The 24,556-nt window shown below is 52.5% G+C and carries 24 protein-coding genes and 1 pseudogene; 7 read left to right on the forward strand and 18 right to left on the reverse strand.

What is annotated here, in order from left to right; all coding sequences use genetic code 11:
- Nucleotides 1–139 precede the first annotated feature (139 nt).
- The 3 genes from AB9F27_RS17290 (at nucleotide 140) to AB9F27_RS17300 (ending at nucleotide 2,012) form a co-directional block, all read left to right on the forward strand.
- On the forward strand, nucleotides 140–394 hold the full coding sequence (locus tag AB9F27_RS17290) for an integrase core domain-containing protein (protein WP_369757963.1): 255 nt from the start codon (nucleotides 140–142) through the stop codon (nucleotides 392–394).
- Between the two features lie 565 nt (nucleotides 395–959).
- A complete protein-coding gene (locus AB9F27_RS17295; RefSeq protein ID WP_335586577.1) occupies nucleotides 960–1,667 on the forward strand; it encodes an IS6 family transposase in 708 nt (235 codons plus the stop codon).
- An 18-nt stretch (nucleotides 1,668–1,685) separates the two neighbouring features.
- A complete protein-coding gene (locus tag AB9F27_RS17300) occupies nucleotides 1,686–2,012 on the forward strand; it encodes an FCD domain-containing protein (RefSeq protein ID WP_369756947.1) in 327 nt (108 codons plus the stop codon).
- A gap of 79 nt (nucleotides 2,013–2,091) precedes the next feature.
- On the opposite strand, the gene hydA is transcribed toward AB9F27_RS17300, so the two are convergent.
- Genes hydA through AB9F27_RS17325 form a run of 5 tightly spaced genes read right to left on the reverse strand, consistent with a single transcriptional unit; the run spans nucleotide 2,092 to nucleotide 7,136 of the window.
- A complete protein-coding gene (hydA, locus tag AB9F27_RS17305) occupies nucleotides 2,092–3,516 on the reverse strand; it encodes a dihydropyrimidinase (protein ID WP_335586578.1) in 1,425 nt (474 codons plus the stop codon).
- 8 nt (nucleotides 3,517–3,524) lie between these two features.
- Nucleotides 3,525–4,778 (reverse strand): aminotransferase class V-fold PLP-dependent enzyme, encoded by a 1,254-nt coding sequence (locus AB9F27_RS17310; protein ID WP_335586579.1) that lies wholly within the window; start codon nucleotides 4,776–4,778, stop codon nucleotides 3,525–3,527.
- 24 nt (nucleotides 4,779–4,802) lie between these two features.
- Nucleotides 4,803–5,540 (reverse strand): amino acid ABC transporter ATP-binding protein, encoded by a 738-nt coding sequence (locus AB9F27_RS17315; protein ID WP_335586580.1) that lies wholly within the window; start codon nucleotides 5,538–5,540, stop codon nucleotides 4,803–4,805.
- Nucleotides 5,537–6,211 (reverse strand): amino acid ABC transporter permease, encoded by a 675-nt coding sequence (locus tag AB9F27_RS17320; RefSeq protein ID WP_335586581.1) that lies wholly within the window; start codon nucleotides 6,209–6,211, stop codon nucleotides 5,537–5,539. The genes AB9F27_RS17315 and AB9F27_RS17320 overlap by 4 nt, the downstream gene beginning before the upstream one ends.
- A 55-nt stretch (nucleotides 6,212–6,266) precedes the next feature.
- Nucleotides 6,267–7,136, reverse strand: a complete 870-nt coding sequence (locus tag AB9F27_RS17325; protein ID WP_369756948.1) for an ABC transporter substrate-binding protein — start codon at nucleotides 7,134–7,136, stop codon at nucleotides 6,267–6,269.
- An 87-nt stretch (nucleotides 7,137–7,223) separates the two neighbouring features.
- Between AB9F27_RS17325 and AB9F27_RS17330 the strand changes: the two genes are divergently transcribed.
- Nucleotides 7,224–7,922, forward strand: coding sequence for a FadR/GntR family transcriptional regulator (locus AB9F27_RS17330; RefSeq protein ID WP_335586583.1), 699 nt, complete (start codon nucleotides 7,224–7,226; stop codon nucleotides 7,920–7,922).
- Between the two features lie 477 nt (nucleotides 7,923–8,399).
- On the opposite strand, the gene AB9F27_RS17335 is transcribed toward AB9F27_RS17330, so the two are convergent.
- From AB9F27_RS17335 to iolD, 6 genes are all read right to left on the reverse strand, one after another.
- Nucleotides 8,400–9,107, reverse strand: coding sequence for an IS6 family transposase (locus AB9F27_RS17335; protein WP_369756949.1), 708 nt, complete (start codon nucleotides 9,105–9,107; stop codon nucleotides 8,400–8,402).
- Between the two features lie 320 nt (nucleotides 9,108–9,427).
- Nucleotides 9,428–10,429 (reverse strand): inositol 2-dehydrogenase, encoded by a 1,002-nt coding sequence (gene iolG / locus AB9F27_RS17340; protein ID WP_335586818.1) that lies wholly within the window; start codon nucleotides 10,427–10,429, stop codon nucleotides 9,428–9,430.
- Nucleotides 10,430–10,432: 3 nt separating this feature from the next.
- Entirely contained in the window at nucleotides 10,433–11,260 is an 828-nt protein-coding gene (locus AB9F27_RS17345; protein WP_335586817.1) for a class II fructose-bisphosphate aldolase, read from the reverse strand.
- Nucleotides 11,260–12,102, reverse strand: coding sequence for a 5-deoxy-glucuronate isomerase (locus tag AB9F27_RS17350; RefSeq protein ID WP_335586816.1), 843 nt, complete (start codon nucleotides 12,100–12,102; stop codon nucleotides 11,260–11,262). The genes AB9F27_RS17345 and AB9F27_RS17350 overlap by 1 nt, the downstream gene beginning before the upstream one ends.
- Nucleotides 12,103–12,111: 9 nt before the next feature.
- On the reverse strand, nucleotides 12,112–13,095 hold the full coding sequence (iolC, locus tag AB9F27_RS17355) for a 5-dehydro-2-deoxygluconokinase (protein WP_335586815.1): 984 nt from the start codon (nucleotides 13,093–13,095) through the stop codon (nucleotides 12,112–12,114).
- A complete protein-coding gene (iolD, locus tag AB9F27_RS17360) occupies nucleotides 13,096–14,967 on the reverse strand; it encodes a 3D-(3,5/4)-trihydroxycyclohexane-1,2-dione acylhydrolase (decyclizing) (RefSeq protein WP_335586814.1) in 1,872 nt (623 codons plus the stop codon).
- 119 nt (nucleotides 14,968–15,086) lie between these two features.
- On the opposite strand from iolD, the gene AB9F27_RS17365 reads away from it, so the two are divergent.
- The 3 genes from AB9F27_RS17365 to AB9F27_RS17375 are packed head-to-tail and all read left to right on the forward strand — an operon-like array spanning nucleotide 15,087 to nucleotide 18,260.
- Entirely contained in the window at nucleotides 15,087–16,190 is a 1,104-nt protein-coding gene (locus AB9F27_RS17365; RefSeq protein WP_369757965.1) for a Gfo/Idh/MocA family protein, read from the forward strand.
- A 13-nt stretch (nucleotides 16,191–16,203) separates the two neighbouring features.
- Nucleotides 16,204–17,091 carry a TIM barrel protein gene (locus AB9F27_RS17370; RefSeq protein ID WP_335586812.1) on the forward strand — a complete coding sequence of 296 codons (888 nt, stop codon included), beginning with the start codon at nucleotides 16,204–16,206 and terminating at the stop codon, nucleotides 17,089–17,091.
- An 11-nt stretch (nucleotides 17,092–17,102) separates the two neighbouring features.
- Complete coding sequence (locus AB9F27_RS17375; RefSeq protein WP_369757966.1) at nucleotides 17,103–18,260, forward strand: Gfo/Idh/MocA family protein; 1,158 nt, start codon at nucleotides 17,103–17,105, stop codon at nucleotides 18,258–18,260.
- A 1-nt stretch (nucleotide 18,261) separates the two neighbouring features.
- Here the strand turns inward: AB9F27_RS17375 and AB9F27_RS17380 are convergent, their stop codons facing one another.
- The 7 genes and pseudogenes from AB9F27_RS17380 to AB9F27_RS17410 form a co-directional block, all read right to left on the reverse strand.
- Nucleotides 18,262–19,266 carry a LacI family DNA-binding transcriptional regulator gene (locus AB9F27_RS17380; protein ID WP_335586810.1) on the reverse strand — a complete coding sequence of 335 codons (1,005 nt, stop codon included), beginning with the start codon at nucleotides 19,264–19,266 and terminating at the stop codon, nucleotides 18,262–18,264.
- A 209-nt stretch (nucleotides 19,267–19,475) separates the two neighbouring features.
- Nucleotides 19,476–20,249, reverse strand: coding sequence for an ATP-binding cassette domain-containing protein (locus tag AB9F27_RS17385; protein ID WP_335586809.1), 774 nt, complete (start codon nucleotides 20,247–20,249; stop codon nucleotides 19,476–19,478).
- Between the two features lie 9 nt (nucleotides 20,250–20,258).
- Nucleotides 20,259–21,332 (reverse strand): ABC transporter permease, encoded by a 1,074-nt coding sequence (locus AB9F27_RS17390; protein WP_335586808.1) that lies wholly within the window; start codon nucleotides 21,330–21,332, stop codon nucleotides 20,259–20,261.
- An 82-nt stretch (nucleotides 21,333–21,414) separates the two neighbouring features.
- On the reverse strand, nucleotides 21,415–22,353 hold the full coding sequence (locus AB9F27_RS17395; protein WP_335586807.1) for a sugar ABC transporter substrate-binding protein: 939 nt from the start codon (nucleotides 22,351–22,353) through the stop codon (nucleotides 21,415–21,417).
- A gap of 472 nt (nucleotides 22,354–22,825) precedes the next feature.
- Nucleotides 22,826–23,203, reverse strand: a pseudogene (locus tag AB9F27_RS17400) (DDE-type integrase/transposase/recombinase); the annotation flags it as partial.
- A gap of 239 nt (nucleotides 23,204–23,442) precedes the next feature.
- On the reverse strand, nucleotides 23,443–23,604 hold the full coding sequence (locus AB9F27_RS17405; RefSeq protein ID WP_369756955.1) for a transposase: 162 nt from the start codon (nucleotides 23,602–23,604) through the stop codon (nucleotides 23,443–23,445).
- 204 nt (nucleotides 23,605–23,808) lie between these two features.
- Nucleotides 23,809–24,516, reverse strand: a complete 708-nt coding sequence (locus AB9F27_RS17410; protein ID WP_369756956.1) for an IS6 family transposase — start codon at nucleotides 24,514–24,516, stop codon at nucleotides 23,809–23,811.
- Nucleotides 24,517–24,556: the final 40 nt, after the last annotated feature.

Consider the following 24,556-nt stretch of genomic DNA (forward strand, 5'->3'; position numbering starts at 1 on the left):
CTCAAAAGATACATAGCACGAGAAGTCTTCAACATCATTGCGCGACGCCACAAACAGATTAATCAGGCTCAGATTGCCGCTTGACACTTAGAAGGGCGTCCAGGGCAGCCAATATACAGGCTCTGGCTGGATCACAACTTTGACTGAAGCCAAAATCAAAATCTCAATGGATGGGCGAGGCCGATATCTGGATAACATCTTCATCGAACGGCTGTGGCGATCCCTGAAACAAGAAGCCATTTATCTGCATGAGATCACCGACGGGTTCCAAGCAGAACGGATAATCGATAACTGGATCGCGTTCTACAACTCAGAGCGACCTCACACCGCCCTTGATAAGCGTACGCCGGACATCGCATACTTCGGACAACTAGAAACACGAAACGCGGCATGAACATAAACCAGGTGCATCTTAGCAAAGCCGTAAACCTGTCCTAAAAAGCAGGACCACTTCAATACTCTCAGAAGTGGGCCGACAAGGTCTGTGCATGTCGGTCGCAGTGTTCATAGGAGAGCTCGCTTTTGAGTTTTCGGACGCCGTAAAGGGAGCCGTCAAAATGTTCACGCAAATAGTTGAATAATAACGGATTAATGTAATTACCCCCGAACTCGAATATTGTCGGGTGCTATAATTTTTGGTGACACAGTGTAGGGGTGCGCGTAGTATGGCACGCACCCCATACTTTGGCATGAAGTGCCCATAGTTTGGCATACGTTCGCGAAATTTCCGTTTTTCGGCAACGTTCTTCAACTTTATGCAGAAGTTCGTGGGAGTGAAAACTTCTGCTCAATTCGCTGATGCTTTCGCACCGGGACCCGATGTTCAAGTGCAGCATTTGTCACTATGGGCGGTGGTTTCAACCGGTGGACGCAACACTTTAATCTTTTTGGAAAGATGGAGGGCACTGTCAGAAGAAAACTCGGTTGAAGTGTGCAAGTGGCACACTTAGCGTCTCCGGATGACAAAACGTGACCCATTCAAGTACTTCAAGACGAGCCCGCAGATCATCCGCTTGGCGGTGATGCTTTACGTTCGGCACCCTCTGTCACTCCGGAATGTGGAGGATCTGCTGCATGAGCGCGGTATTGAAATTAGCCATGAGACGGTGCGGTTCTGGTGGAACCGGTTCGGCCCGTTGTTCGCCGCGGAGATCCGAAGGAAACGGGTCGGTCGGATGCGTGCTCATTCGAATTGGCAATGGCATTTGGACGAAGTTTTTGTGAGGATCAACGGCGAGACCCATTATCTTTGGCGAGCCGTGGATCACGAGGGCGAGGTGCTGGAAAGCTATGTTATCAAGCGCCGGGATGGCAAGGCGGCGCTGAAATTCCTCAGGAAATCAATGAAACGATATGGTCGACCCCATGTCATCGTGACTGATCTTCTGCGGTCTTACGGCGCCGCGATGAAGGTCATCGGCAATGCAGATCGCCAGGAGACAGGTCGCTGGATGAACAATCGCGCCGAGAATTCACACTTACCATTTCGACGAAGAGAACGGGCAATGCTTCGCTTCCGACGAACGCGAACCTTGCAAAAGTTCGTCTCCGTCCACGCCTCCGTTCACAACCATTTCAACCAGGAAAGACATCTCTACTCCCGAGAAAACTTCAAGCTTAACCGCGCCGTCGCTCTTGCAGAGTGGCGTCAACTCGGTGCGGCATAAAGGGCGGCTTCATCGTCCTTGTCGAGACTGGTTCGCATTCGTCTGACAGCACCATCTGGGCAGTTCCATATTGAAATTGCGCGGATTGCCGGTCAGGCGACCATTGCCGACTTCGTTGAAACTCTGATTGCAAGATCGTCGCTCATCATTGCCCTTTATTGGCGCCGACAAAGTGCGTTGTGCGAGAGCCACGCTCATAATGCCTTGGTTCAATCGATCCAGGATCATGAAGCCACGCGGGCTGAAGAGCTCATGCGAAGTCACTTAGTTGACCTTCATTCCGCGCTCGACCTGCGCGAAAGCCCCAAACAAATGAAGAAATTACGGGATGTTCTGACGCCATAAAACGTCAGCTCAAGCGAAGACCGAACGCGTTTCTGCGAGGCCAACATCACGGCTTTCAATTACGCAAACCCGCCTCAAATCAGTTGCCGCCAAGTGTATCCAATGCTGCACTTGTGCCACGGGTTTGATAGGTACCAACCCCCATCTTCGCGACGATACCGCCGTTCAGGACGATAGTCTCTCCCCGCAAAATTGTGCGTGTGGGCCAACCCGTAATACGCATTCCCTCATAAGGTGTGTAGTCGCAACCGTGATGCAGTTTGTCCTGCGAAATAACAGCTGTTTTGGTCGGATCCCAAAGAGTGATGTCGGCGTCTGCACCGATGACAAGTGCGCCTTTCTGAGGATAGAGCCCATAGAGTTTGGCAGGGTTCGTTGAGGTCAGCGCTACAAAGCGCTCCAGCGAGATGCGCCCTTTACTCACCCCTTCAGAGAATAAGATTGGCAGGCGCGTTTCGACTCCAGGAATACCATTTGGCACCCATTTAAATGAGGTCCGCGCCTTGGGGTTGTCTTTGCCAGTATTCTCGGGCCCATCGAAATAAAACGGGCAGTGATCGGAAGAAAAAACATCAAATGTACCATCCCGTAGACCTTCCCAGATAGCCGCCTGACTGTCGCTATCACGCGGTGGTGGCGAGCAGACATATTTTGCGCCCTCGAAGTCCATGTTCAGCCCCTTTAGATCGTCGCGCGTCAGGACGATATATTGCGGGCACGTTTCTGCATGCACTTTCATGCCACGCCGCTGGGCCCACTGGATTTGCTCCATTGGATCGCGGCCGGACACATGCACGATCATCACAGGCACATCCGTCATCTGCGCATGACTAATAGCGCGATGTGTCGCCTCGCGCTCCGCGGCTTGGTGATGGGCTTCAGCGTGATAATAGGGCGCAGTTTTCCCCTCATCCTCAAGTCGTTGGGTCATGTATTTGATCGCATCATGCCCTTCGGCATGCACCATTACTAACGCGCGTTCGCGCCGTGCCACGTCGAACACCTCAAGCAATTCGGCATCATTCAGAACCAGATCGTCATACGTCATGAAAACCTTGAACGAGGTATAGCCATCACGTACCAATGCGGGCAATTCCTGTCCAAGCACCTGTGGCGTGGGGTCGGATATCACCAGATGAAACGAGATGTCCGTGTAGCATTGCCCCTCGGCTTTTGAATGATAATCCTGCACACAATCGCGAAGGGAGCTGCCTTTTTGCTGCATTGCAAAAGGCAACACAGTTGTGTTGCCCCCTGCAGCTGCTGAACGCGTACCGGTCTCAAAATCATCTGCCATCACGGTGCCGTCGGACGTTGGCTGCGCCAAGTGCACATGAGCATCGATGCCGCCGGGCAAGACCAGAAGACCGGTCGCATCAATAACTTCATCGGCATCACTAAGTGCGGCAGCAATTTCTACAATCCGCCCATCTTTGACGCCCAAATCCGCGCGGTATCGGTCTGAGGCCGTCACCAATGTCCCCCCACGGATAATTAAATCCAACCTTTCCCTCATGACGCATGCGCCATCTTCGAAACAACTTCGGCAAGGGCAGCAGTTGCGCGGTCGACCTGTTCCAGCGAATTATAATGCACCATCGAAATTCGTAAGACACCGTTGTCCACGTTTTCCTGTAGATCCTCTACCAAGCGGCGGGAATGGAAATCCCCAAACCGAATTGCGACCCCGTAGTCATCCATAGCCCGCGCAATGGCACCGCTATCCAAACCATCAAACTTAAAGGCAATTGTCGGCACCCGCGCCGCGTCATCCTCATGACCGATCACACGGCAATCATTGCGCGCGCTTAACCAGTCAAGCAGCCGCTTTGACAACACCGCTTCTTGCGCCTTGATGCCCTCAAAACCAGCTTCCAAAAGGGCACGGTCACTCCCCTCCCCACCCAGATGGCGACCAAGCGCTACAAAATACTCCACAATGCCCACGGTGCTATAAGCCAGTTCGTAATTTGGATTACCCGGTTCCAGTTTCCCCGGTACTTTGTCTTTGCCGTAAAAATAAAGATACTGCCCATCCAATTCACGAAGCAGATCGTATTTTCCGTACATGATAGCGGTATGCGGCCCATAGCATTTGTAGAGGCTAAAGGCGTAATAATCCACATCCCATGCCTCAACATCAATGGCGCGGTGGGGCGCATAGGCCACCCCATCAACACAAATGCGAGCACCACGTTCATGAACGAATGCCGCGATTTCCTTAACAGGGTTCACCATTCCCAAAATATTAGAAACATGGTGAACACAGACCAACTTGGTGCGCTCTGTCATCAGTGGCTCCAGATCTTCAAGCCTCAGCGACATGCTGGATTGATCCAGCGGCCAGCATTTAATAACAACACCAAATTCCGCCAATTCGTTCCAAGGTCCGATGTTGGATTCGTGATCAGCATGGCTGACAATGATCTCGTCACCGGGGAGGAATTGTCTCCTCATTGATGAAGCTAAAGTCCTCAGAAGCTGGGTTGTAGAGGGGCCGAATACAATTTCCTCCGGACGTGCTGCGTTGACCAACGTTTGCGCCGCTTGACGACCAAGCATCAAGGCCTCAGCTGCAGCCTGTGAAACTTGATAACTGCCCCCAATTTGAACGTTACGTTCAATCAAAAACTCGGTGATTTTATCCACAGCGCCCTGAATAATCTGACTACCACCGGCATTGTCAAGAAATACCCAACCCGATTTCAAACCGGGGAAATGACCCTGTACAAAGTCTAGATCAATTGCGTCTTTTACTGTGCTCATTTTTAGTCCTAACGTTTCTTGAAATCAATGATTCAGCACTGCGCTGAGAAAGTTCTGCGTGCGTGGTTCTTGTGGATTTCCCAGCACTTGTTCGGGTGGGCCAGCTTCAATAACTTCGCCAGCGTCCATGAAAATTACGCGATCAGCGACCTGACTGGCGAAGCCCATCTCATGGGTTACCACGACCATCGTCACGCCTGTGCCGGCCAGCGACTTCATCACATCCAATACTTCTCCCACCATTTCAGGGTCGAGTGCAGAGGTGGGCTCATCAAACAACATTACCTGTGGCTCCATTGCCAAGGCGCGGGCGATTGCCACACGTTGTTGTTGCCCGCCAGACAGATGCTCGGGGTATTTATCGGCCTGCTCGGCGATACCAACCCTTGCGAGCAAGGCATCGGCTTGTGCGATTGCTATCTTGCGCGTGGCTTTGCGAACAAGGCGCGGTGCCAGCATGATGTTCTCGCGCACGGTAAGGTGAGGAAACAAGTTGAATCCCTGAAAAACCATCCCAACTTCAGCGCGAACTTTTGCGAGTGAGCGTCCAGCCTTAACTGGCGTACCGTCTACGCGAATTTCACTACTCGCTTCGAATGCTTCCAGCCGATTGATACACCGAATTAGTGTCGATTTACCTGATCCAGAGGGGCCGATTACACAGACAACCTCGCCTTTTTCGATTTCCAAATTGATTCCGCGCAGCGCTTCATAGGTTCCGTAAAACTTGCGAAGATCGCGAATACTTATGTAACCGCTCATGCCTTTCTCCCCGAATTAAAACGTTTCTCCAGGTGTGACACCAGCAGAACCAACGGCCAAAGGAATGCAATATAGATCAGCGCAGCCCCAATCAGCGGCGTTGGATTGGCCGCCAAGGCCTGTGCCTGCGTAGCTTGCTTCAGTAGATCGGGCATGGCCACGACCGACGCCAATGCTGTGTCTTTGATCACGTTGATCGAGTTATTTGTTAGGGGCGGAATGACAATTCGGATCGCTTGGGGCAGGATTACATTGGCTAACGTTTGGCGCGGCCTCAGACCCAGAGCTTCAGAAGCTTCGAACTGGCCTTTAGGGATTGCCTCGATGCCAGCGCGAAAAATCTCCGCCGTGTAGGCGCTGGAGACAAGGGTAAGTGCGGCTAGAACCGAAGCAAAGGACGACAATCGGAGCCCGACAAATGGCAGAGCGTAGTAAACCACGATCAAGAGCACGAGCAACGGGATAGAGCGAAAAATATCAATATATATCCGCATTAATATACGAACTGGCGCGACGCTATAGAGGCGCATCATCGCAACAGCCAGCCCCAAAGCCAGCCCCGTAACGATGCTGGTGGCACCCAACTGCAGGGTCACAATTAAGCCCTGCATGAGCATCGGAAAACTGCGCTTCAGCACCGCCATATTGAGAAATGTGTCAAAAAAGTCCATGAGGTTCTTTCGTCGCATGGCGCAGACCGCGAACGGTCCACGCCAAGATGAGTTCCTAAAGCTTCGGCATATCCAAAACCATCACAGTCGAGGTCGTCGCTTCGGGCACGGCACCAAACCATTTTTCATGCAATTCAGAAATTACCCCTTCTTCTTTAAGCCCCGTAAGGATGTCGTTGACTTCGACAGCCAAAGGCGCGTCCTTGGCGAACATCATCGAATACTTTTCACCAGTTTCGATACGTTGCACGACTGAAAGGTTAGGCTTGTCCTTCACATAATAAAGCAGTGCGGGGATGTCGGAGATATAGCCATCAATACGACCTGCCGCGAGATCGAGCATGGCGGGGGATAGACCTTCGTAGCGCTTGATGTCTGAAAATCCGACATCACCGGTATTCTCAGTTGCCCACATGTCGCCGGTGGACCCAGTGTCCACCCCAACAACCTTCTCGTTCATGTCCTTTAGATCGATGGGACCACCCGAGACGACGGTGAGTGATTGGTCGCTGTCATAATAAGGTTGCGCGAACGTCACAGATTCTAAACGCGCATCCGTGATCGTGATAGAGGACATTGCCACTTCGATCCGGCCGGATTGCACGGCGGAAAATAAGCCGTTGAAAGGAATATTTACAATTTCGACGTCACGCCCGAGCTTTTCCGCGACGGCATTAACCAAGTCGACTTCAAAGCCGACGAAAGCGCCCGATTCGTCCTGAAATTCCCACGGCACATTGCCAATATTTGCGCCCACTATGAGCGTATCGGCAACTGCCGCGCCGCCAGCCAAGCTGGACACGACAAGTGTAAGTGCAGAGATTTTGCTGATTTTTCCAAACATGAGTAGATTTCCCTGTTGTTTTGTTGAATTTAAATTCAAACTGGTATGACCGGTCTGTCCGGTCATACCAAAACCAATCACGGTACTTGCCGTCTTGCAACCCCATAAGATTGGATTGGGAAAAAAAAGTGGCTATACGAGAGTAACTGCCAAAACAAAGGGCACTTCATGGACTATTCCACCGACAAAAGTTCCGTCACCCAAACCGTTGCGCGCCAATTGCAGGAAATGATCCGCTCGGGATCTTTGGCGAAGGATGAAAAGCTCCCGTCTCAACGTGTTTTATCAGAACAGCTAGGTGTCTCACGCACCTCTCTCCGCGAAGCGCTTTTGACATTAGAAACGTTGGGGCTAGTGCGAACCCTTCCGGCGCGCGGCACATTTGTGGTTGGAATAAACACACAAGAGGCCCGCGGTCAGGATCCGTGGCGTTTTGACGAACAATACAGCATTCTGGATGTATTCCAGTCGCGCATGATGATTGAAACCGAGATGTGCCGTCTCGCAGCGCCACATATTAACGATGCCGTGGCGCAAAAACTGCGCGAAGTCACAGATCAGTTTGAGCTTGCATGGACCCGAGGGGATCTGGTGACACATGTTGAAGCAGATCTAATGTTCCATAGATTGATAGCGCAGGCCTGCCCCAATGCCATGCTGCGCCGCCTGTATCATTCTGTCAGCGACTTGTTGACTGAAAGCCAGCGAGTGCCGATTCCCAGCACGGCGTTGGCTCGAATGAATGCCTCGATGGAGGAGCATCGTACAATTTTGCACGCCTTAACGAGAAATCGGCCTGAGGATGCAGCCAACGCGATGCAGGCTCATATCCGAAACACCGCTGCCTGTGTCGGAATATCGATCTAAGCGGGCTCTGTGGTGGTGTCATGTGTGGACGTATATGGACCCCGCCTTTTTGCAACGCCTTAGTTAGAGCTGATTTTGATCGTTGCAGGTTGCGGTCATGTGTCCCGTTGCCGGCAGTGCATGCAAAGCATGCATGAGAGGGGTCTGTTGACGCGGTGCATGTGACCGCTGGCCTTCCCTCTCAGCGATGCCAGCATCGCCTGCCGGGCAGCGGATGAAGTCCGCGTACCGAGTCCCAATCAGACGAACGAGCTTTAAAGCCCAGACAGCACCCTTAGCCGCAATGCAGCTTCGATACTTGCGATGAATGTCCAGTTTCGGCGGTGAGCTTAACACTTCCCGCGGCGAACGGCGGCTTTCATTAGGCGCCGTAAGACCGCAGAAGATCAGTCACGATGACATGGGGTCGACCATATCGTTTCATGGTGGTGTCAGACCAATTCGAACTCGTCTCAGCTAGGCCAGTGAGACTGCCCTTTATGCCGCGCAAAGACCGCGCCACTCAGCCAGAGCGGCGGCGCGGTTGGCCTTGAAGTGATCGCGTTGGGAGAGGCTTCGGTCCTGGTTAAAATGGTTGTGGATGGAAGCGTGGACAGCAACGAATTTCTGCAAGGTTCGCATGCGCCTAAAGCGGATCATGGCGCGTTCTCGTCGTCGAAACGGCAAGTGGGAGTTCTCGGCGCGATTGTTTTTCCAACGACCCGTTTCCTGTTTCGCCGCGTTACCAATTACCTTCATCGCGGCGCCATATGAGCGAAGTTTGTCAGTAACTAGCACCTCGGCTCTGCCATGACGTTTCATGGCTTTCTTGAGGAATTTCAACGCGGCCTTATGATCCCGACGCTTGGTGACATAGCTTTCCAGCACTTCTCCTTCATGGTCAACAGCCCGCCATAGATAGTGCAGTTCGCCGTTTATCTTCACAAAAACCTCATCGAGGTGCCACTGCCAATTCGAGTAACATCGCATCCGGCTGACCCGCTTTCTACGGATCTCAGCTGCAAACATTGGGCCCAATCGGTTCCACCAGAAACGGATGGTTTCGTGGCTGACATCGATGCCTCGTTCATGCAAAAGATCTTCCACATTTCGAAGCGAAAGTGGAAATCGAACGTAGAGCATCACTGCTAGACGGATGATTTCAGGACTCGTTTTGAAGTAGCGAAAAGGGGAGCGTTTTGCCATAATCAAACACTAGTTGGTTGACCTGCCCCGCTCAAGTCAGTTTCCTCTGACAGCGCCGTTTCGTGGAGTAAATCCTCCACGTTTCGAAGTGAGAGCGGAAACCGAACGTAAAGCATCACCGCTAGACGGATGATTTCAGGGCTCGTTTTGAAATAGCGAAAAGGGGAGTGTTTTGTCATGGCCCTAAGCTAGTTACTTACCCCCGCCCCGCCCCGCTCAAGTCAGTTTCCTCTGACAACACCTGCCCGCCAAATCGATGCGGCATAAAGGGCAGCGTCACTGCCCTTGCTGAGACGAGTTCGATTTTCTCTAATAGCACCCTAATTGGGGATATCGCCAAAGTGATGCGATAGGCCGTCGCGTGCTGCCGCATCAGCAGCGTCCGCAAGTAACTGTGCGTTCAAGCCATCTAAGCCGGAAGGCCACATAACGCCGCCCGATTGCACCACATCAACAAAATGAATCATTTCTGCACGGTAGGCAGCAGCATAGCGCTCAAGGAAAAATGGCTGCGTTGGCGCTGTTCGGGATCCTGAACCATTTGAAAGTTCCACCGTGTTTTCAAGCATATTTTCCGCTCGCAACATACCTAAGGAACCGTGGACCTCAATGCGTTGGTCATAGCCATAAGTGGCACGACGCGAATTGCTAATTTGACACAGTTTTCCGCTAGCTGTTTTAAGCGTCACAACAGCGGTGTCAAAATCACCCGCTTGGCCAATTTCGGGGTCCACAAGGCAGGAGGCTGCAGCCGTGAGTTCAACGGGTTCTTCGCCAAGCAAAAAACGCGCCATGTCAAAATCGTGGATCATCATATCGCGAAAAATGCCACCAGATGTTTTGATATAACCGATGGGAGGCGGGGACGGGTCGCGCGACAGGATCGTAACAATTTCAACGTTGCCAATCACTTGGTCGGTTATTTGTTTTTGCAGAGCGGCAAAGCTTGGGTCAAAGCGACGGTTAAAGGCTGTCATAAAGGGGACACCAGCTTTTTCGACCGCTGCCAAGCATTCGCGGATGCGGTCCACTGACAAATCCACCGGTTTTTCACAGAAGATCGCCTTGCCATTGGCGGCGGCCGCATGGATCAAATCATAATGTGTTGTTGTCGGTGTTCCAATGACCACGGCGTCGATTCCGCGATCGAGTAACACCTCTTCGCTACTCATCACTTTAGCGCCCAAATCCTGCGCCAGAGCCTCCGCCGCGGCGGGCAGAAAGTCAGAGACAGCAACAACGCGGGCTTTATCCATCCCCTTGAGGGTTTTGGCATGAACTTGGCCGATGCGGCCGCAACCAAGAAGTCCGATATTAAGCATTGGTCAGCCTTTCAAAGCAGAGAGAACGCGCCGAGCGGCGGCTACTGTGGGATCGTGGGTTTCCTTTAGGATGGACACACGATCAAAGCGTTTTGGATCTGCGTTTATCGCCGTGCGCATCGCTTCGCCAAAGGCCATGCGCAATTCGGTACCGATGTTGAATTTGCAGATATTGGTACTGTGCGCAAGACGGGCGCGTTGTTCTACCGGAACGCCAGACCCGCCGTGGATGACCAGTGAGACTGTTGTTGCCGCTTGGATGGCGGCAATGCGACCTTCATCCAGCCCACCTTCTTTGTTTTCCTGTAAATGCACATTTCCAACGGAAATCGCCATGGCGTCGACGCCAGTTTCCACCGCAAAAATGGCCGCTTCCGACGGGTCAGTGCCTGCGGATTTTTCGCCATTGGAATAGCCAACAAAACCAATTTCGCCTTCGCATGAAATGCCTGCCGCATGAGCGATTTCTGCTATTTGTTTGGTTTCTTTAATGTTCTCGGCCAGTGGCTTGCGAGAGCCATCATACATCAGCGATGTAAATCCGCTATCGAGCGCCAAGGAACATTCGTCATAGGTATAGCCGTGATCAAGATGAGCCACGACTGGAACAGAGGCGTTTTCGGCTAAATACCGGAACATTTTTCCCAGCACGGGCAGTGGCGTATGTTCCCGACATCCAGGTCCCGCTTGTAGAATTACAGCGCAGTTTTCCGCTTCGGCAGCCGCTACGAAGGCGCGCATATCCTCCCACCCAAGTGTGACCAATCCGCCCACGGCATAGTTGCCTTTTAAGGCGGGTTGAAGCACGTCGGCTAAGGTTACAAGGGGCATTATTTAAACTTCGCAATCATGTCTTTGATGCCTGGAATGGTTTCCAATTGATAGGCATGGCTGGGTTGGAAATATTGCACCAAGGAGCGTTGAGACAAACCACCCAAAATGGTGAAATAATACATCTGATAACCCGGAAGAACCGCGCAGGGATGGTAGCCAGAGTCCAGACAAATCGTGGAGCCATCAACGATGTGATATGCGTCGCCTGCCTTGCCGTCTTCCCTTTGTAGCATCTGAACGCCGGAACCGTGGTTGGGTTTGAAACGAAAATTGTAGGTCTCGTCGTGGCGTGTTTCTAGGGGGAGGCGGTCTGTGTCGTGCTTGTGACTTGGAAATCCAGACCAACCGCCTTCACCAACGGTGAACAATTCAGAAACGAGCAAGCGCCCAACTTTTCCGTGGTATTTTGTACCGAGGATGTGCTTGATTTTGCGGTGGGTTTTGGTGTCGTCAGAACCATATTGAATTTTGTCCAATTCGTCGGACCTTACGGCAAACGCATCCAAAACCTTGTCATAGCGCGCGCCTGCGACGAAGACTTCTGCGGTGTCACTTGTACAAACCATGGTCGCACGTGCCGCTGTCGGTACATACACGCCTTCGGGTTCGCCATCCCACACGTCAGCTTTGCGCAGGCCAAGGCCGCTCACTTTGAACCCTTCGATATCCACTTCAATCGTACCTGTCGCTGGGACAATGCAGGTTTCATATCCGGGAACCGAATACTCAAATGCTTGCCCCTTCGTCAATTTGACAATGTTGAAATAGTTCAACGGGACAGTGGCATCATCAATATCTACGATCGGATTGTTGTTGTTATCAAATGGCGCAATATGCATGAATTTTTCCTAGCTTTCTGTTGGGCCGGAATGGTCGGCCAGAAATTTTTCGAGTGTTGCAGTGTCTGCCATCGCGGGCGCGCAGCCCGGACGTGACACGGTGATGGAGGCGCAAGCAGAGCCACGCAAAATAGCTGTTTTTAAATCGTAACCACCGGCGATTGAGGTCAAGAAGCCAGCCATAAAGCTGTCTCCCGCACCTGTGGGTTTCAGAGCCGAAACCGGATAAATACCCGTGCGAATTTCCTGCCCATCGACAAAAGTAATCGCCCCTTCATGTCCCATTTTGTAGACCACTGCGGCGGCCGTTGTTTGGGAAAGCTCGCGCGCCTTGGCCAGCCCTTTTTCGACGCCACCTGCCATGAAGCCGAATTCTTCGTCATTGCCTACGATCATGTCGCTCTGCGCTGCGGCACGGCTTAAAACATCCGCGGCAACTTCAGCAGATGGCCATGAGTAGGGCCGGTAATCCACATCGAAAATAATGGGCAGACCCGCAGCTCGGGCCAAATCAAATGCATGAAATGTTGCAGCGCGAGAAGGTTCAGCGGCAAAAACGGTGCCCGCGGTAATAAGGGCGCCAAAAGCGTTATAATCAACAGCCGACACATCCGATTTATCCATTTGGAAATCGGCCGCACCGTTGCGGTAGATTACCGATTGGTGGTTTTCGACACGGGTTTCATAGACGGCCAGCGAGTTGCGATATTCGCCGCCAACGGGGGTTACATGGGTAGTATTCACGCCGTATCGTTTCAATTGATTGATGCAATACCGCCCGACGCTGTCGTCTGATACGCGCGTAACCAACGCAGCTTTGCCACCAAGTTTGCAAATTCCTGCTGCCATATTGGCTGAAGAGCCACCCAATCCAACTGTCATTGTGACAGCGTCTTCGGTCGCCGTGCCGGGAGGGTCGGGAAAGAAATCCATTCCCGCGCGTCCGATGACAACAAAATTGTTGGATTTAATTCCGTCAAAAAGTGTGGACATTTATAAGCCCTTCCGCTGCCGGGGGCGGGTCGCCTCCCAATCTTTGTGGGCGGTATTTACGCGCTCGCTTTTTGAGGTATGAGGCGTCCCGACTTCCCACCACGCGTGGCCCTCTGTTGTCCAGCCGTCATAAGGATCGACCTTCATAACGATGACATAAGTTTGCGTTGCGGCTTTCGCGCGCGCAAATGCATCCGCCAATTCGGCAGGGTTTTCAATGGTTTCCGCCAGCGCCCCCATGGAGCGCGCATGGGCTTCGAAATCGACACTCACTTGATGTGTAGCGGTGGGGGTGTCCGAAATGAGGTTGTTAAAGCTCTCGTTTCCAGTGTTGTTCTGGAGTTTGTTAATCACCGCAAATCCACCGTTATCCAAGACAAGAACAATCAGTTTCTTTTCGGTGAGGACCGAGGAATAGATATCCGAATTCATCAGCAGGTAAGAACCGTCGCCCGTGAAAACGATGGTGTCTTGGTTTGGTTCGTTTTCGGATTGAGCAATGCGCGCGCCCCAACCACCAGCAATTTCATAACCCATACAAGAGAAGCCAAATTCAACATCGACCGTGCCAATGTCCAAAGTGTTCCAATTTGCGGTGACTTCGGCGGGCAATCCGCCTGCGGCGGCAACGATGCGGTCGCGGGAATCGCACGCAGCGTTCACAACGCCGATGGCCTGTGCATAGGAAGAGGGGCCATTTCCAAGGCTGGTGTTTTGGGCTACATAGGTATTCCACTTGCTGCGTTCGTCGCGGGAAAATGCTGTCCAACCGGCGGGGGTTTGATATCCTGAAAGCTCATCGCTCAGCGCGGTAATTCCCAGTTTTGCGTCGCCCACAACGGTCAACGACATATGTTTCGCCGCATCATGACGCGCGGCGTTCAACCCGATGATCTTTGCGTCCTTCGCGAAGGCTGTCCACGAACCGGTCGTGAAATCCTGAAGGCGCGTGCCCACCGCTAGAATGACATCCGCTTGTTCTGCAATTGTATTCGCCGAATTCGAGCCCGTAACCCCAATAGGACCAATGTTTAGGTCGTGGGTCGCGAGCATGTTGGCGCGACCTGCAATGGTTTCCACCACGGGAATATTATGCGCTTCGGCAAATTTGGTCAGCTCGGATACGGCACCCGAATATTGCACACCACCGCCTGCGATAATCATCGGACGTTTGGCAGACTTTAGAAGCGCCACGGCATCGGCAACCTCCGCCATGTCGGGGGCTTGGCGGCGAATGCGATGCACATGTTCATCAAAGAATACGACGGGGTAATCATATGTCCAACCCTGAACATCTTGCGGCAGTCCAATGAACGCGGGGCCGCAATCGGCGGGGTCCAACAGTGTGGCGAGGGCTGCGGGGAGGGATTGGAGGATTTGCGCGGGATGGGTGATGCGATCCCAAAAACGGCTTACGGATTTGAACGCGTCATTGAGACCAAGGCTCGGATTGCCAAAATGTTCCAACTGTTGCAGCACTGGATCGGGGAGGCGGGTCACAAACGTATCGCCACACAGCATCAAAACTGGGAGGCGGTTGGCGTGGGCCAAGGCGGCACTGGTCAGAAGATTGGCCGTTCCGGGGCCCGCGGAGGCCGTGCAAAACATAAATCGACTCCGCAGATTGGCCTTGGCGTAAGCTGCGGCAGCAAATCCCATGCCCTGCTCATTTTGGCCGCGATAAAGAGGCAATTCATCTTTGTGGGTGTAAAGAGCTTCGCCTAAACACGTGACATTTCCATGACCGAAAATGCCAAAGCCACCGCCACACAGTCGAACGCGTTCTCCATCAATGTCAATGTATTGCGCTGCCAAATAGCGTACAATTGCCTGTGCAACTGTTAGGGTAACCGTCTCGTTCGCTTGTGCCAAAGTGCTCTCCACGCGTAGTCATTTGAGATGCGCAACGTTATGGGTATTGACCCCTGCGCATAAACAAGGTTACATAATTTGCAACCGGTTGCAATAGTGCTTTTACTTTGGGGGGCGGCATGACGAAAATAGGCATAGGGATTGTTGGCGGCGGCTATATGGGCAAAGCGCATGCTGCGGCCTACGGCTCTGTTGGGAGCCTTTTTGAAACCCCATTGCGCCCTGTGTTGGAAATGGTCTGTGCAACGTCGCAGGAAAGCGCACAGACATACCGTGACAAATATGGATTCGCCCGAGCAACGACCGATTGGCGCGCTCTTGTGGAGGATTCAAAAGTTGAGGCCATTGTGATTGCGTCTCCGCAATCAACGCATTGTGAAATCGCGAAGGCGGCATTTGCGATCGGCAAGCCGGTGTTCTGCGAAAAGCCGCTTGGGGAATCTCTGGCGCAAAGCCGTGCTATGCTGGCTGCAGCTGAGGCTTCTGGTTGTGTTAACATGGTTGGGTTTAATTACATTCGTACGCCTGCGTCGCAATACGCCCGCCAGTTGATTGCCGATGGGCGCATTGGCGATGTCACTTGGTTTCGGGGCGAGCATACGGAGGATTTTCTGGCCGATGCCAGTTTGCCAGCAACATGGCGCACGCAAGGCGCGGCCAATGGGACGATGGGCGATTTGGCCCCGCATATGATCAATGCAGCACGGGCGCTGATTGGTCCGATTGCCTCGCTCAATGCAAACGTAGAAACCGTGCATGCCAACCGCCCTGGCGGTATTGTTACCAACGACGATCAGGCGCAAATGATGTGCAAATTTGAGAATGGTGCACAGGGGCATCTGTTCTTTAGTCGTGTCGCGACGGGTCGTAAGATGGGCTACGCCTATGAGATCTTTGGCACCAAAGGCGCAATCCGCTTTGATCAGGAAGACCAGAACGCGCTGCATCTCTATACAATGGAAGGTCCAGAGGCAGAACGCGGTTTTCGCAAGATACTCGCGGGACCAGCCCATCCGGATTATTTGGCATTTTGTCAGGGGCCAGGCCACGGCACGGGGTACCAAGACCTTATCATTATCGAGGCGCATGATTTTCTGCGTGCCATCCACGAAAAACGAAACATCTGGCCGACTTTCTCCGAAGGTATGGAAGTCAATCGGGTCGTCGCCGCTGCACTCGCGTCGAGTGAAAAACAAGCCTGGGTTCAGATCTCAGATTTTTAAAAAGGGTAATAACATGATTAAAATAGGCAATGCGCCCTGCTCTTGGGGCGTGGAATTTGCAGATGATCCGCGTAATCCCGCGTGGCGCAAAGTTTTGCAAGAAAACGCAAGCGCGGGCTTCACCGGCATCGAACTTGGACCTGTAGGGTTTATGCCAGAAGACCCAGCAATATTGGCAGATGCCTTGGCTGAATTTGGCCAAGAACTGGTCGGGGGCGTTATTTTCCGCCCGTTCCATGATCCTGATATGTGGGACAACGTGATGGACGGTGCCGTCCGGACGTGCGAGGCCCTAAAAGCACATGGCGCAGAGCATTTGGTGCTCATCGACAGTATATCCCCACGCCGCGCGCCGACCGCAGGACGCGCGAGCGAAGCTGAGCAGATGGACAAGGCGGAATGGACGGCCTTTCGTGACCGCATCGCCACTGTCGCGCGTTTGGGGACCGAAGAATACGGCCTAAAGGTTGGCATTCACGCCCACGCTGCTGGGTTCATTGATTTTGAACCGGAGTTGGAGCGCCTTTTAAGTGAAGTCGATGAAAACATCCTGAAGATTTGTTTTGATACGGGGCATCATTCCTATGCTGGTTATGATCCCGTTGCGTTTATGAAGCGGCATATTGATCGCATCAGCTATATGCACTTCAAGGATATCGACCCCAAGGTTAAAGCCGATGTTGTGGCCAAGCGTACGGATTTCTACACGGCTTGTGGGCAGGGAATTTTCTGTAATTTGGGCGACGGCGATGTTGATTTCCCCGCTTTACGGCAGTTGTTGTTGGACAATGATTTCAATGGCTGGTGCACCGTTGAACAGGATTGCGACCCTGAGGGCGACACCTCGCCTATCGACGACGCAAAACTGAACCGCAACTATTTGCAATCCATCGGATTCTAGGGAGACACCGCATGAAAAAATTGAAATGGGGTATGATTGGCGGCGGTGAAGGCAGTCAAATCGGCCCAGCACACCGTTTGGGTTCGGGCTTGGATGGATTGTTAGAGTTCACCGCAGGGGCGTTGGATCACCGCCCTGAGCAAGGCATTGAATACGGCCAGCGCCTTGGATTGGGGGATCGCGCCTATGGCGGTTGGCAGGAAATGCTGGAGGCAGAAAAGCAGCGCGGCGACGACAAAGTCGATCTGGTGACGGTTGCCACTCCAAACTCGACGCACTTTGAAATCACCAAGGGGTTCCTTGAGGGCGGTTTCCATGTGCTCTGTGAAAAACCCATGACGATGACCGTCGAAGAGGGTGAAGAGATTGTCAAAATTGCCGAAAAAACGGGTAATATTTGTGCCGTGAATTATGGCTACTCTGGCTATAGTTTGGTGCGCCATATGAAGGCAATGATTGCGCGCGGAGACATTGGCAAGGTGCGGTTGGTGAATGCAGAGTTTGCTCATGGTCATCACGCGGATGCCGCCGACGCAGAGAACCCACGCGTGCGTTGGCGCTATGATCCCGCTTTGGCTGGCGTTAGTGCGCAGTTTGCGGATTGTGGTATTCACGCGATGCATATGGCCAGTTTTGTAACAGGCCAAGAGGTGACAAAATTGTCTGCAGATACAGTGTCTTGTCTGTCGCAACGTGTCCTGGAAGACGACGCAATGGTCAACTTCCGCATGGATGGCGGTGCCGTTGGTCGGCTTTGGACTTCGAGCATCGCGATCGGGCGCCAGCATGGTTTGGGTATTCAAGTTTTTGGCGAAACAGGCGGTTTGCGTTGGAGTCAAGAGCAGCCAAACCAGCTGTTTTACATGCCTCTGAATCAACGGTTGCAGGTCATTGAACGGGGTGAGGCAAATCTCTCGCCTGAAGCGGATCGCACCTCGCGTGTGACCATTGGCCATGCAGAGGGAATGCCTTTGGCATTTGCGAATATCTATACCGACTTAGCCGAAGCAATTCAGGCCCGCAAAGAGGGGCGCGCAATGGATCCTGCGGCCGATTTGTATCCAAAGGCCGTGGACGGATTGCGGTCAATGGCGGCGGTTGTAGCCGTTGCAAAATCGGGAAAATCGGATGGCGTGTGGTTAGACGCTCGTCCGCCGATGTTCCAATAAATTAAGGGCAGGGCGCGGGACGCAAAGTTCCGCGCTCAATCACCTCACAATCGAAAAGATGGGCTTCTGGCGGGATGCTTTGGTCTTGGATCAAAGCTGCAACTCGCTCAATGGAGGCCGAAATAATTTCAACTAAAGGGTTGCTGATTGTTGTAAGGTTGATGTTGGCCCAACTCGCCATTTCCATATCGTTCAACCCGATCAAACCCACATCTTCGGGTACGCGCAATCCGGCGGTTTGCAAGGCGGACAAAGCCCCGATGGAGAGCACGTCATCTCCGCAAAAATAGGCTTGTGCCGGCTTGCTAGCTAAGAGGCGAAGCATTTCTTTACGGCCTGCTTCAAAGGAATAAGCGCTTGCAAAACTGGTCGTGCAAGAAATGCCCTTATGCGCGGCAATTTCGCGGACAAACCCCGTTTCGCGATCAAGGGTGGAGGTGGCATATTGGGGACCACCCAGAAAGGCGACCTCGTTGTAACCCCGTTCAATCAAAGTACGCGCGGCCATTCGGCCTGCTGCAATATTGTCAATCCCTAGAACATCCACAGTTGGGTTTTCCAAATGGCGACCAAATGAATGGACAACCGGTACGCCCGCGTCACGGAATGCCCGAGCAAACCCAGGCTTTAAGGTTGACGAGGCAACAATCACCCCATCAACGGAGTATTGGCGCAGCATTCGCACCGAGGCTTCAGGCTCAGTTTCATCCGTTAAATTGACCAGCAAGGGGCGCAATCCGCGTTCCTGAAGTCCACGCGTAAACAGATCAAAAACCTCAAGGAATATCGGGTTGTGAAAATTGTTAGAGACAAGGCCGATCATTTTGGTGCGGCCTGTGGTCAAGGAGGAGGCCAGCGCGTTCGGGCTGTAGCCCAAAGTCAACGCGGCGCGCATGACTTTTTCGCGGGTCTTGAGGGAAACGGAGGCACCTTCGGTGTAGGTCCGTGAAACGGCTGAACGTGACACGCCTGCAAGCTCGGCCACATTTTTCAGAGTTACGGCCATCGGACCTCTCCTCGATTAATTATCCGCGTCTGTCCTATAGTCAATTGTCGCGAAACGCCACGTGCAAATACCCGCTACGCCAAGGAAAATAACAGCCCACATGGCCCGCCCGGTAGATAATTCAAACAGACCCCATCCAAAGAGAACGGCAACGATTGCCACACGTATCCATATGGGCGCAAAGAAGGGGCCTGTGAGGTCAATTAGTTTCAAGCAGCGCCCGCATATTCAGCGCCGGTTTTCGCACCAGTGATATAGGCTACGACATCCTGCCCATCGGTTTCATCCTTGTTGAGATTGGCCACGATACGTCCTCGGCGGAACACGATAATCCGATCCACCAGATCAAAAACTTGACGCATGTTGTGGCTGACCAAAATAAGGCTTTCGTTCTGTTCTTTCAACGTGCGAATGATGTTTTCAACCTGCGCGGTTTCTTGCACCCCAAGGGCTGCCGTAGGCTCATCCATGATGGTCAGTTTTGACGCAAATGTTGCCGTGCGTGCAATGGCGACACATTGGCGTTGACCGCCTGACATATTGGCAATCGTGTTGCGGATGTTGGGGATTTTAACGCCCGTTTTGACCAAGCCGGCCATTGTTGCTTCGCGCATTGCTTTGTAGTCCAACAAACGAAAGGGGCCAAGAAAGTTCATTTTGGTGACTTCGCGACCCAAAAACAGATTGTCTGGGACGTTAAGATCATCGGCCAAAGCCAGCGTTTGAAACACAGTCTCAATCCCTGCTTCGCGCGCATCCAAGGGGCCGGAAAAATGCACGTCCTTGCCGTCAAAAGTGACCGTGCCACGCGTACGTTGCTCGACGCCGGTGATTTGACGCACAAACGTGGACTTCCCCGCTCCATTGTCCCCCATAATCGCGACGTGTTCGCCCTTGCGTAGGATAAAATCTGCACCCTCAAGGGCGTGAACGCCGCCGTAATGTTTGGTGAGGCCTTTGGTTTCTAGAATAATATCTGACATTTTACTCTCCTAAGACCGAGCTGCCGCACGTTGTTGTTGCAATTGATCGAGGGCAACCGCACCGACGATAATCCCGCCGAGCACCATTTCCTGATAATAGGCCCCGAGCCTTAGGAAGGTGAAGCCCGATGTAATCACACCGATAATCAACGCACCAATCACGGTACCAATGATAGAGCCACGTCCGCCGAACAACGACACACCGCCAATAACGGCCATCGCGATGGCGTCCAATTCGTAGGACAGGCCCATGCCCGATTGCGCGGTCAAGTTTTTAGAGGTCAAAATCACAGCAGAGAGACCAGCGAGCATCCCCGCGATTGCATAGACCAGCACCAGATGACGCGGAACATTGATGCCCGACATCCGCGCGGCCGCTTCGTTGGAGCCAATCGCGTAGGTGTGTTTTCCATAGACCGTGTAGTTCATAATCAAGTGAAATAGTACCGCGAGCGAAAGGAAAATGATCACGGGCATCATACCCGCACCGATTTTCGCATAGGCTTCGGTGGGGAAGGAAACGGGTTTGCCGCTAGACCACCACTGCGCCACACCACGCGCGAAAAGCATCATGCCAAGGGTCGCAATGAAGGGTGGAATGCGCGAATAGGCCACAAGAATACCGTTGACCATCCCAGCAATTATCCCGCAACCTAGCCCGACAAATATAGGAACGATAACTGGCAAATCCAGAAACGCAGGACCGAAAATTGCTTTTGGGTTTGGGCTGCCGTTCACGATCGAAACCTGTGCAAAACTCATGGCGATCATCGCAGTGGCACCCAAGACCGATCCAGAAGACAAGTCGATGCCAGCAGTGATGATCACTTGCGTTACACCCAGAGAGATGATGCCGATAATGGCAACCTGAATGATGATAATCCGCAGACGCTGCTCGTTGAAAATACTGTCAAAGCGGTCGGTTGTGTCGAACAGGAGGCTTTGTCCCATGAATACCGCCCCGAGGACTTCGAAAACAATAACGATCAAAATGAGCGCACCCAAGACGTTCAATTCGTTTGGCCACTGCCGTTTTGTCTTGTCGTAGGTCAGTCCGCCCGTTCCGTGGCTTGTGTCTGACATCAGTCAGCCTCCAAAATTGTGTGGTTTTTGTGCGATATGGGGCAGCGAGAGGCCGCCCCATATGTTGGCTTGAATTGGTAGCTTACTGCATGAATTCGCCGATATTTTCAGGAGTGACCAGCTTGAAGGGAATGAAGACAGTTTTGTCTACAGCTTCGCCTCTTGCCAATTTCAACGCGGTGTCGATGGCGCCTGATCCTTGACCTGCAAGGTCTTGGAAAACAGTTACGTCCATGTCGCCCGCTTGCATGGAAACAAGCGCATCCGCTGTGGCGTCAACGCCGCCAACAACCACGTCATCCATAGAAATACCGGCAGCCTTCATAGCTTGAATCGCACCGATTGCCATTTCGTCATTGTTGCCAAAGACGGCATCAAATGGTTCGCCAGAGGAGATCCAGTTTGTCATCAAATCTTGCGCTTTATCACGTGACCATTCAGCAGTCTGCTTGTCGATCAGTGTGATGAAGTTACACATGTCCATGCCGATAACGTCTTCGAAGTCTTTCGAACGCTGAACTGCTGCTTGGTTGGAAAGCTGTCCCATCAACATATAGGCTTTAGCACCACCAGACTTACCCTGCGCGCGCAAATCTTGACACATGCGGAACGCGGCCAGTGTGCCGGATTCAATCTCGTTGGACGCAACAAACGCCTGACCTACGGGCAACGTGTCCATGTTTACAGGCTGTCGGTTTACATAAACCAGAGGCACACCCGCTGCGGCGGCGGCATTAGACATCGCTTCAGTCGCGTTCGTATCCACAGCATTCACGATGATCGCATCAACGCCGGAAGCGATGAAATTGTTGATCTGGTCAAGCTGTTTTGCAACGTCATCTGTTGCATCTTCAACCTGCAAGCTAACATCGGGTAGGGTGTCGGCATGGTCGGTCATGCCATTGCGCATAACAGTCAAGCCGTTGTCATCAAAACGTGCAACCGATACGCCGATTTGCTCGGCGAAAGCGGTTGTGCTCAACAAGGCTGTGATACCTGCGGCTAAAATAATCTTTTTCATTTGTATCCTCCCATTGCGTGCCCGGCACACAGTTTTTTACCGGGACCTCATATTGAGGCGTTTTTTTTCAGAAGTCTTCCATCGTCATTGTGGCATTCGGAATTAGTCCAAAACTGTTGAAAACAAGGTGTTGGGCTGCGGGGCACCTCAAATATTAATCTCAGAGCGCAAAGCGACAAAAGAAGAAACTTTTACGCCTCGATTTAACTTCAAGATTAATTTTCGGAATGTTCCCTAAGTTCACGACCCACCCTGATTCGTAGTTTACTTTAACCCAGTTTAATATTTTTGCAACCGGTTGCACAGACCGGCGCGATAAGCTCATTCGAAAGAGGAAATCACTGAAGCTGTGACCTCAAGTTGGGTTGCGACATTTTTTCTATCTCAGTTTTCTAATTCTTCGGTGAAGGCTTCGGTTGGTGGTGTCAGACGAATTCGAACTCGTCTCAGCTAGGCTAGGACCCCTGCCCTTTTATGCCGCACAAAGGCCGCGCCACTCAGTCAGTGCGGCGGTGCGGTTGGCCTTGAAGTGATCGCGTTGGGAGAGGCTTCGGTCCTGATTCAAATGGTTGTGGATGGAAGCGTGGACAGCAACGAATTTCTGCAAGGTTCGCATGCGCCTGAAGCGGATCATTGCCCGTTCCCGTCGTCGAAACGGCAAGTGCGAATTTTCAGCGCGATTGTTTTTCCAACGACCCGTTTCCTGTTTCGCCACGTTACCAATTACCTTCATCGCGGCGCCGTATGAGCGAAGTTTGTCGGTTACTAGCACCTCGGCTCTGCCATGACGTTTCATGGTTTTCTTGAGGAATTTCAATGCAGCCTTGCGATTTCGACGTTTCGTAACGTAGCAACTGTCTTAATTCAGGCCGTTATTTTGCGATAATCTTGGCCTGCTTTCAACATCGCATTTATGATGGTTAGTAGCTTTCTTGCGCACGCCGTCACGGCAAGTTTCACTGGTTTTCCTGCATCCTGAAGCTGCTTGCGGAATGCCTTGAAGTTGAAATCATGGCGCGACGCGATGAAAGCCGCGAGATAGAGTGCGCGCCGGACATTAGCCCGCCCACCCCAAATGCGGCGTTTGCCTTAGAATATGCCGGAATCACAAGCGTGCGGCGCCAAGCCAGCAAGTGCTGCGATCTTTCGCCGATCTAACTGTCCGAGTTCTGGCAGTGACGCAATCAGCACTGCCGCCAAAACAGGCCCAACCCCAGGGATTGTTTGCAGTCGAGTGTGATCCTCGACCAACTTTTCATGCTGTTGAATATGGCCGTTTATTTCGGCATCGCAACGCTTGAGATGTCGCGCAAGAATGCGCAGAAGGCCACTGATTTGGCGACGGATCCAAGCGTCACTTGTCTGAGCATGTCGGTTTCGCTCCCGCCCGATTGTCGCCGTGGGTGGTGTCAGACAAATTCGAACTCGTCTCAGCTAGGCCAGTGAGACTGCCCTTTATGCCGCGCAAAGACCGCGCCACTCAGCCAGAGCAGCAGTGCGGTTCATTTTGAAATGATCTCTTTGGGAAAGGCTGCGCTCCTGATTGAAGTGGTTAAAAACGGATGCATGGACGGAAACAAATTTCTGCAAGGTTCGCATGCGCCTAAAGCGGATCATTGCCCGCTCCCGTCGTCGAAACGGCAAGTGCGAATTTTCAGCGCGATTGTTTTTCCAACGACCCGTTTCCTGTTTCGCCACGGCACCAATTACCTTCATCGCGGCGCCGTATGAGCGAAGTTTGTCGGTAACTAGCACCTCGGCTCTGCCATGGCGTTTCATGGTTTTCTTGAGGAATTTCAATGCAGCCTTGCGATTTCGACGTTTCGTAACATAGGACTCCAACACCTCACCCTCGTGATCTACGGCACGCCATAGATAGTGCAGTTCGCCGTTTATCTTCACAAAAACCTCGTCTAGGTGCCATTGCCAATTCGAGTAACATCGCATCCGACTAACCCGTTTTCTACGGATCTCAGCTGCAAACATTGGGCCAAATCGGTTCCACCAGAAACGGACGGTTTCGTGGCTGACATCGATGCCTCGTTCATGCAGAAGATCTTCAACATTCCTAAGCGACAATGGGAACCGAACGTAGAGCATTACCGCTAGACGGATGATTTCAGGACTCGTTTTGAAGTAGCGGAAAGGGGAGCGTTTTGTCATGGACAAACGCTAGTTTCTTGCCCTGCCAGCCTCAAGAGAA

Source organism: Falsihalocynthiibacter sp. CO-5D18 (assembly GCF_041205445.1).
Lineage (GTDB): Bacteria > Pseudomonadota > Alphaproteobacteria > Rhodobacterales > Rhodobacteraceae > Falsihalocynthiibacter > Falsihalocynthiibacter arcticus.